Origin of the sequence: Kineococcus arenarius subsp. arenarius (assembly GCF_050871845.1) — a bacterium.
In the GTDB taxonomy this organism is placed as follows: domain Bacteria; phylum Actinomycetota; class Actinomycetes; order Actinomycetales; family Kineococcaceae; genus Kineococcus.
Genome location: NZ_JBJLSE010000140.1, coordinates 1 through 7,843, shown reverse-complemented (window position 1 = coordinate 7,843; position 7,843 = coordinate 1). Strand labels below are relative to the sequence as shown.

General features: G+C 77.3%; 5 protein-coding genes. 2 read left to right on the top strand and 3 right to left on the bottom strand.

Features of this window, described 5'->3' with window-relative positions; all coding sequences use genetic code 11:
* Positions 1 to 138 precede the first annotated feature (138 nt).
* The 3 genes from cydC to ACRYM0_RS19785 all read right to left on the bottom strand — a co-directional run bounded on the left by cydC (position 139) and on the right by ACRYM0_RS19785 (position 6,142).
* Positions 139 to 3,411, bottom strand: coding sequence for a thiol reductant ABC exporter subunit CydC (cydC, locus tag ACRYM0_RS19795; RefSeq protein ID WP_432507564.1), 3,273 nt, complete (start codon positions 3,409 to 3,411; stop codon positions 139 to 141).
* Between the two features lie 200 nt (positions 3,412 to 3,611).
* The gene (cydB, locus tag ACRYM0_RS19790; protein ID WP_432507563.1) at positions 3,612 to 4,667 is read right to left on the bottom strand and encodes a cytochrome d ubiquinol oxidase subunit II; all 1,056 of its coding nucleotides are present in this window, start codon (positions 4,665 to 4,667) and stop codon (positions 3,612 to 3,614) included.
* 20 nt (positions 4,668 to 4,687) lie between these two features.
* Entirely contained in the window at positions 4,688 to 6,142 is a 1,455-nt protein-coding gene (locus ACRYM0_RS19785; RefSeq protein WP_432507562.1) for a cytochrome ubiquinol oxidase subunit I, read from the bottom strand.
* A 164-nt stretch (positions 6,143 to 6,306) separates the two neighbouring features.
* Here ACRYM0_RS19785 and ACRYM0_RS19780 point away from each other — a divergent pair, with 164 nt between their 5' ends.
* Entirely contained in the window at positions 6,307 to 6,705 is a 399-nt protein-coding gene (locus tag ACRYM0_RS19780) for a BlaI/MecI/CopY family transcriptional regulator (RefSeq protein ID WP_432507561.1), read from the top strand.
* Positions 6,706 to 6,756: 51 nt separating this feature from the next.
* Entirely contained in the window at positions 6,757 to 7,755 is a 999-nt protein-coding gene (locus ACRYM0_RS19775; RefSeq protein ID WP_432507560.1) for a M56 family metallopeptidase, read from the top strand.
* Positions 7,756 to 7,843 lie beyond the last annotated feature (88 nt).

The following is a 7,843-nucleotide window of genomic DNA, read 5'->3' as shown; positions in this document are numbered from 1 at the left end:
CAGCAACATCCAGCGCACCACGGCCCTGAGTCCCTGGCTGATCCACTACAACACCACCCGAGCCCACTCCGCCCTGGCCGGGCAGCCCCCGACCAGCCGCCTGTCACCAACGTGATGGCCGAGTACAGCTAGCGCCCGTCAGGCCGCCGCGCGGGGCGCCACGGCCGTCAGGTGCCCGTCGCGCAGCTCCAGCACCCGGTCGGCCAGGTCCACGCCCTCGTCGCGGTGCGCCAGCAGCAGCACCGAACGCTCCCCTCGCGCGCCCACCAGGTCCGCCACCAGCGCCCGGCCCGTCTCGGCGTCCAGCCCCTCGCTCGGCTCGTCGAGCACCAGCACCGCCACGTCGGCCAGCAGCGCCCGCGCCATCGCCAGCCGGCGCCGCTCCCCACCCGAGACGGGCGCACCGCCGTCACCCAGGCGGGTGTCCAGACCCGCGGGCAGCGCCGCGAACCAGTCGCCCAGGCGCACCCGGTGCAGCACCGCCAGCAGGTCCGCGTCGGCGCGACCCGGGGCGGCCAGCAGCAGGTTCTCGCGCAGGCTGGTGGCGAAGACGTGCTCGTCGTCGGCGACCAGGCCCACCACCGCGCGCACGTCGTCCCCGGCGACCTCGCCCAGCGGCACCCCGTCCAGCTCGGCCGTGCCGGCGCGCAGGTCCAGGAACCGCATCAGCACCGCCCCCAGCGTCGACTTCCCGCTGCCGGAGGCCCCCCGCACGGCGACGACCTCGCCGGGTGCCAGGTCCAGGTCGACACCGCGCAGCGCCGGTCCCTCCCAGCCCGCCACGACCCCGCGCAACCGCAGCGCCCGGCCGGTGCCGGCCGGCAGCGCGCGCGGGTCGGCGGGTTCGGTGGCGGCCGGTGCGGTGCTCAGCAGGTCCGCGCTGCGCCGGGCGGCCTGGGCGGCGCGGTGCCGGGCGCGCACCGCGTCCGGCAGGGCCCTGGTGGCCTCGACCACCACGGCCGCCCCCAGCACCACCGCGGCCGCCCACGCCGCACCCGCGCCCGAGCCGCCGGCGAGCAGCGCCGGGCCCAGCACGGCCAGACCCGCACCCAGCGCCTGCACGGCCGCGGTGCCGGCCGCCGCCCGCGCCCGCCGGCGCTCACCGACGGCCAGGCGGGACACGCTGCGGTGCAACGGCTCCAGGGGGTGCGGGGCGCCGACGGCGAGCAGGTCCTCCACCCCGGCGGCGGTCTCGGTGCCCGCCTGCGCCAGGGCGGCCACGTCGTCGCGGTGCGCCTCGGCGCGCCGCTCCGCCCACCCGGCGGCCAGCGGCGCCACCACGGCCGCCAGCACCAGCCCCGGCAGCGCCGCCAGCGCCAGCACCGGGTCGGCCAGCGCCGCCGCGCCCAGCGCGACGGCGAGCGCCAGCGCGGTGGCCGCCACCGGGTGCCGCCAGCGCAGCAGCGCGTCCACCCGGGCGTCGACGTCGTGCACCAGCTGCACCAGCAGGTCCCCGGACCCGCCCGCGCGCCGGCGCGTCAACGGCCCCGGCAGCCGCGGCACCAGCGCCGCCACCACCGCCGCACGCCGCCGCGCCAGCTTCGACAGCGCCGCGTCGTGGGACAGCAGCCGCTCGGCGAGCACCAGCAGCGGGCGGGCGGTCGCGCTGGCGCGCACCACCACGGCCGCCACCGACAGCGTCAGCACCGGCGGGCGGCCGGCCGCGGTGACGATCAGCCACGTCGCCGTCGCGGTCAGCGCCGCACCCGCCAGCACCGCCGCCGCCCCGGCCACCACGGCCAGCGCCGCGCGCGCCCGCACCGACAACACCCACCGCCTCCCCGAGGACCCCTCGTCCGCGGAAACCAGTGTTTCCGCCCTCGCGGGAGTGCCCGACGGGGCGGAAACACTGGTTTCCGCGGGGGAGGGGTCGGCGAGGGGACGGGTCAACGGAACGACGCGGTCCGCGGCCGCCAGCAGGGCGGGGCGGTGCGCGAGCACCAGCACCGCGCACCCCTGCGCCGCCAGCTGCCGCAGCGTCGCGACGACGGCGCGCTCGGCGGCGGCGTCCAGGTGGGCGGTCGGCTCGTCCAGCACCAGGCGCCGCGCGCCCATCAGCACCCCCAGGAACGTGCGCGCCAGCGCCAGGCGCTGACGCTGCCCCGCGGACAGCCCGCTGCCGCCCTCACCCAGCGCACGCGCCGGGTCCAGGTCGGCCGCCGCGGCCATCGCCAGCGCCCGCGCCACCTCGTCCGCGCCCGCCTCGCGCCCGGCGCGCACCGCCTCGGCGACCGTGCGGGCGAACGGGAACGTGGGGCGCTGCGGCAGGTGTGCCACCGCGTCCGCCCCCAGCGGGTGCCCGGCCCCACCGGCGTCGGGCACCAGCAGGCCCGCGGCCACCCGCGCCAGGGTCGACTTGCCCGCACCGCTGACCCCGGCCAGCGCGACCAGCTCACCCGGCGCCACGTCCAGGTCCACACCGCCCTGGTCCGTGCCCCGGGTCTCGCCCACCACGGCCGTGCCGTCGGCGCGCAGCACCCGCACCCCGCGCAGCCGCAGGCCGGGCGCGTCACCGCCGCGCCGGGAGGCGGTGGGCGCGGTCAGCAGCGCGTCGACGTCGTCGACGACGGCACCCGCGTCGGCGGAGTCGTGGAAACGGGCACCCACCTCGCGCAGCGGCCGGTACGCCTCCGGCGCCAGCAGGATCACCAGCAGCGCCGTGCGCAGGTCCAGGGTGCCGCCGGCCAGCCGCATGCCCGCGGTGACCGCGACCAGGCCCACCGACAGGGTGCCCACCAGCTCCAGCGCCGTGGACGACAGGAACGCCACCCGCAGCACGCCCAGCGTGGCGCGGCGGTGCGCGTCCGTGGTCGCCGCCACGGCCTCGACCTGCCGCCCGGCGCGGCGGTGCGCGCGCAGCGTCGGCAGGCCGCGCACCACGTCCAGGAAGTGCGCCGACAGGGTGCGCGCCGCCCGCCAGCGCCGTTGGGCGCGCGCCTGGGTGGCGCGGCCCAGCAGCACCGCGAACACCGGCACCAGCGGCAGGGTCAGCGCCACCGTCAGCGCCGAACCGGGGTCCAGCAGCGCCAGCAGCACCAGCACCACCGGTGGCAGCAGCGCACCGGGCACCAGCGCCGGCAGGTAGCGGGTGAACCAGCCGTCCAGGGCGGGCAGGCCCTGTACCAGCAGCGCCGTGAGCCGGGCCGCGCCGAAGCGCTGCACCCCGTCCGGGCCCAGTTCCAGCGCGCGCTCGCCCGCGCGGCGGGTCAGGTCGGCGCGCACCGCCGTGGCGGTGCGCTGCGCCAGGGCGGTCGCCGCCCACGACGTCACCGCGCGCGCGGCCACGACGGCGCCCAGCAGCACCAGCGCCCGGGAGGCGTCGGCACCGCGCCACAGCGCCACGACGAGGTCGGCCAGCGCGAACGCCTGCGCCACGAGCAACCCGGCCGCGGCCGTCTCGGCGGCGGCCACGGCCGCGATGCCGCCGCGCGCGGGGCGGGCGTGCCGCAGCAGGCGCGCGTCGACCGGGCCGCGCGGGCGGCGCTGAGCGCTCGCCGTCTGAGCGTTCCCCGTCGGGGCGGAAACACTGGCTTCTGCCCTAGCGGGGGCGCCTCCGGGGGCGGAAACGATGGTTTCCGCGGGAACGGGGGTGGTGGGGGACGTGGGGGTCGTCACCGTCCCGCCGCTGCCGGCACCGGAGCGCCGAGGCGGCCCAGCGGCGTGCCGTGGCCGCTGGCGACGCGGCGGCGGAACACCCAGTACGACCACAGCTGGTACGCCACCACCCCGGGCAGTACGACCACGCCGACCACGGAGATCAGCTCGAGCGCGCCGTCGGAGGCCGCCGCACCCCGCAGCGTGACGTCGCCGGCCGCGCCCAGGGTGCTGGGCAGCAGCACCGCCGGCCCGTGCAGGACGTGGGCGGTGAAGACCGCCACCACCGCGACCGCCACGGCCAGGCTGGAGGCGGTGAAGGCGAGCGCCTCCGCGCGCCGCCACGCGGCGAGCGCGGTCACGGCCAGCAGCACGGCGGCGGCGGCCACGGCCGGGTGGCCGGCGGCCGCGAACACCGCGACCGCGCACGTGGCCAGGGCCGGGGCGCTCGCCACCGCCAGGCGCCGGGCGCGCACCCGCAGCACCCCGGTGGTGCGAAGGGACAGGAACGTCGCCCCGTGCACCGTGGCCAGCAGCACCCCGGCCAGGCCGCCGAGCACCGCCCACGGGCCGACCATCGGCTCCAGCGAGCGGGTCAGCCCGCCCAGCGCACCGGCGCCGGCGTGGACCTCGCCGTCGGCGGCCAGGGCCAGGCCGTCCACCAGCACCCCCAGCACCGCGCCCCAGGTGGCCGCCAGCAGCAGCGAGGAGCCGGCCAGGAAGGCGTCGCAGCGGGCGTGCCAGCTCGCCGAGTCGTGCTTGCCGCGGAACTCGATCGCCACCCCGCGCACCGCCAGCAGCAGCAGGACGGCGACCATCGGCAGGTACAGGCCCGACAGCAGCGCGGCGTACCAGTCGGGGAACGCGGCGAACGTCACGCCGATCGCGGCGACCAGCCACACCTCGTTGCCGTCCCACACGGGACCCACGGTGCGCACGGCGGCGCTGCGCTCGGCGTCGGTGCGGCCCAGCAGGGGGCCCAGGAACCCCACGCCGAAGTCGAAACCCTCCAGCACGAAGAACAGCACCCAGGCCAGGACGGCGATGCCGAACCAGATGACGGGCAGGTCCACGAGAGCTCCAGTTCCAGGTGTCAGTAGGTGAGGGCGACGTCGGCGTCGTCGTCCTCGGCGGTGCGCTCGCGCGGTGCGGGTGCGGCCGGCAGCCCGGCGCGCACCAGGCGCGTGACGAGCAGGGTCCACGCCCAGGCCAGCGCGCCGTACACGGCGGTGAAGGCGATCAGGCTGAGGGCGACCTCGCCGGCCGTCAGGCCGGGGGAGACGCCGTCGGCGGTGCGGTAGAGGCCGAACACCAGCCAGGGCTGGCGGCCGGTCTCGGTGAAGATCCAGCCGAAGGAGTTCGCCGCCAGCGGCAGCAGCGGCAGCACCGGCACCGACCACAGCACGGTGGAGGCCAGGCGGGTGTCCACCGCGATCGGGCGGCCCTTGCGGGTGACCCACAGGTGCACCAGCGCCACGGCGGCGGCGAGCATCCCCACCCCGATCATCAGCCGGAAGCTCCAGAACGCCACCGGGATCCAGGGCGTGTAGTCGCCGGGGCCGAACTGCGCGGCGTAGGACTCCTGCAGCTCCTTCAGCCCCGAGACCTCGGCGGTGAAGGAGCCCTTCGCCAGGAACGAGAGCAGCCCGGGGACCTCCACGCTGAACGTGGGGCGGTCCGATCCCGGTGGGGCGTAGGCGAAGATGGAGAACGGTGCCGCGGTAGTCGTCTCGTACAGGGCCTCGGCGGCGGCCATCTTCATCGGCTGCACGACGGTGATGACCTTGCCCAGCAGGTCACCGGTGACGGCGGTGAGCGCACCGCCGGCCAGGGTGGCCCAGGCGCCGAAGCGCGAGTAGGTGCGGAAGGCGGCGAAGCCCTCGGAGCCGGTCTCGTGGCCGCCGCGCAGCAGGTGCCACACGCCCACGGCCATGACCAGCGCCCCGCCGGCCATCACGGCCCCGGCCAGGGTGTGCGGGAACGCGGCGAGGTTCACCTCGTTGAGCAGCAGGTCCCGGAAGCTGCCCAGGCGGGCGCGGCCGGTGGCCTCGTCGATCGTGTAGGCGACCGGGTTCTGCATGAAGGAGTTCGCGGCGAGGATGACGAACGCGGAGATCGTCGTGCCGAGCGCCACCACCCAGATGGTGGCCAGGTGCACCGCGCCGGGCAGCCGGTCGCGCCCGAACCACCACAGGCCCAGGAAGGTCGCCTCCAGGAAGAAGGCGAGCATGCCCTCCACGGCCAGGGTGGGGCCGAAGACGTCGCCGTAGAAGCGCGCGAACTCGCTCCAGGACAGCCCGAACTGGAACTCCTGCACCAGGCCGGTGACCACGCCGACGGCGAAGGTGATCATGAGCAGCTTGCCGGTCAGCAGCGCCAGGCGGCCGAAGGTGCCGGCGCGCTCGGCGGCGCCGCGCCGGGCGAGCACCGCCGAGGCGGTCTGCAGCAGCGCGGCGAACAGCGACAGGCTGATCGAGAGGGGGACGAACAGGTAGTGGTAGAGCGTCGTGACGGCGAACTGCAGCCGGGTCAGGAGCTCGGTGTCCACGCGGGTGCCTCGGTGGTCTCGGAGGGAGGCGGCCCGCCGCGGCGCGCCGTCAACTACGTGCTGTCGTAGATGTGTCCAGGATAGGTCCGTCGGTCCCGGATTTCTACGACAGGAGGTAGTACGACGGGTCGCGTTCGTCACACCCGCTCGCGTACCATGCCCTCGTGGCACTGGGAGAGCTCGAGCGCGACGTCATGGACCGGTTGTGGTCGGCGGGCATCCCGCTGACCGTGCGAGAGGTCCACGAGCAGCTCGCCGCCCACCGCAAGATCGCCTACACCACCGTCATGACGGTCCTGGACCGCCTCGCCAAGAAGGGCGTCGTGCGCCAGCAGCGCGAGGGCCGCGCCTTCCGCTACAGCCCCGCCGCCAGCCGCGAGCAGATGGTCGCCGGCCTCATGCTCGACGCCCTCGGCGACGTCGAGGCCGTGGACACCCGCCAGGCCGCCCTGGTGCACTTCGTCGGTGGCGTCTCACCGGCCGAAGCGGCCGCCCTGCGCGAGGCGCTGGACGCGCTGTCCCAGGGGGCGCCGCGCGGGGGAGAGACCGCCCCCGCTCCGTGAGAGCGCGCCGGCGCCCCGCGCGGGCACCGGGCGAGGGGCGGTGAGCCGGCGGTGACCGCCTTCTGGTTCGCCGCCCTGGCCGTGCTGCTCGCCGGGCCCGTGCCCGCCCTGCTCGCCCGCGCCCGCTGGACGTGGCGGGTGCCGCGCGCCGCCCTGGTCCTGTGGCAGTCCGTCGCACTGGCCGCCGTGCTCGCCACCCTGGGCGCCGGCCTGTCGTCGCTGACGATGCTGTTCACCGAACAGCCCGGCCTGCCGTTCCTGGCCCGGCACGGCCTGGCCCAGACCACCCTCATCGGCCTGGGCACCGCGCTCGTGGCCGTCGTCACCGTGCGCTTCTGGGCCGTGGCCGCCCTGGTGGGCGTGCGCACCCGCCGCCGCCGGCGCCACCACCGCGAGATGGTCGACCTGCTGCACCACCGCGACGCCGCCTCGGTCGTGGACCGGGCACTGCTCGGCGAGGCCGGGGCCCGGGTGCTGCGCGTGCTCACCGGCCCGGCCCGCGTCGCCTACTGCGTGCCCGGCGTCGGCGGCAACCGCGTGGTCATCAGCGACGCCGTCCTGCGCGAGCTCAGCCCCGAGGAGGTCGGCGCCGTCCTGGCCCACGAGCAGGCGCACCTGCGCGCCCGCCACGACCTCGTCCTGGAGGCCTTCACCGTCCTGCACGCCGCGTTCCCGCGCGTGGTCTCCTCGCGCACCGCGCTGGACACCGTGCGGCTGCTGGTGGAGATGCTCGCCGACGACGCCGCCCGCCGCCGCACCGGTTCGCTGCCGCTGGCCCGCGCCCTCGTGCAGCTGGCCTCCGCGCCCGGCGAGGGCGGCGGGGAGGGCGCGGAGGGGCAGGGCGGGCTGCGGGTGGGGGCCGACGCCGTCACGCGGGTGCGCCGGCTGGCCGACGAGACCCCGGACGGCACCGACGGGCGCACGGGGTGCCCGCCGCACCGCGGCCTGGCCGCGGCCGCCTACACCGCCGCCGGGTGCGTGCTGGGCGTGCCGACCCTGGCCATCGCGGTGCCCTGGCTGACCGCCAGCTGGCGCGCCTTCGCCGGCTGACCCGCGCACGGTGCACCGGGTCGGCGCCCCGCACGCGCCTCCACCCCGCCGTGATCTTGCACGGGTGAGCGTTCAACCGGGCAAGATC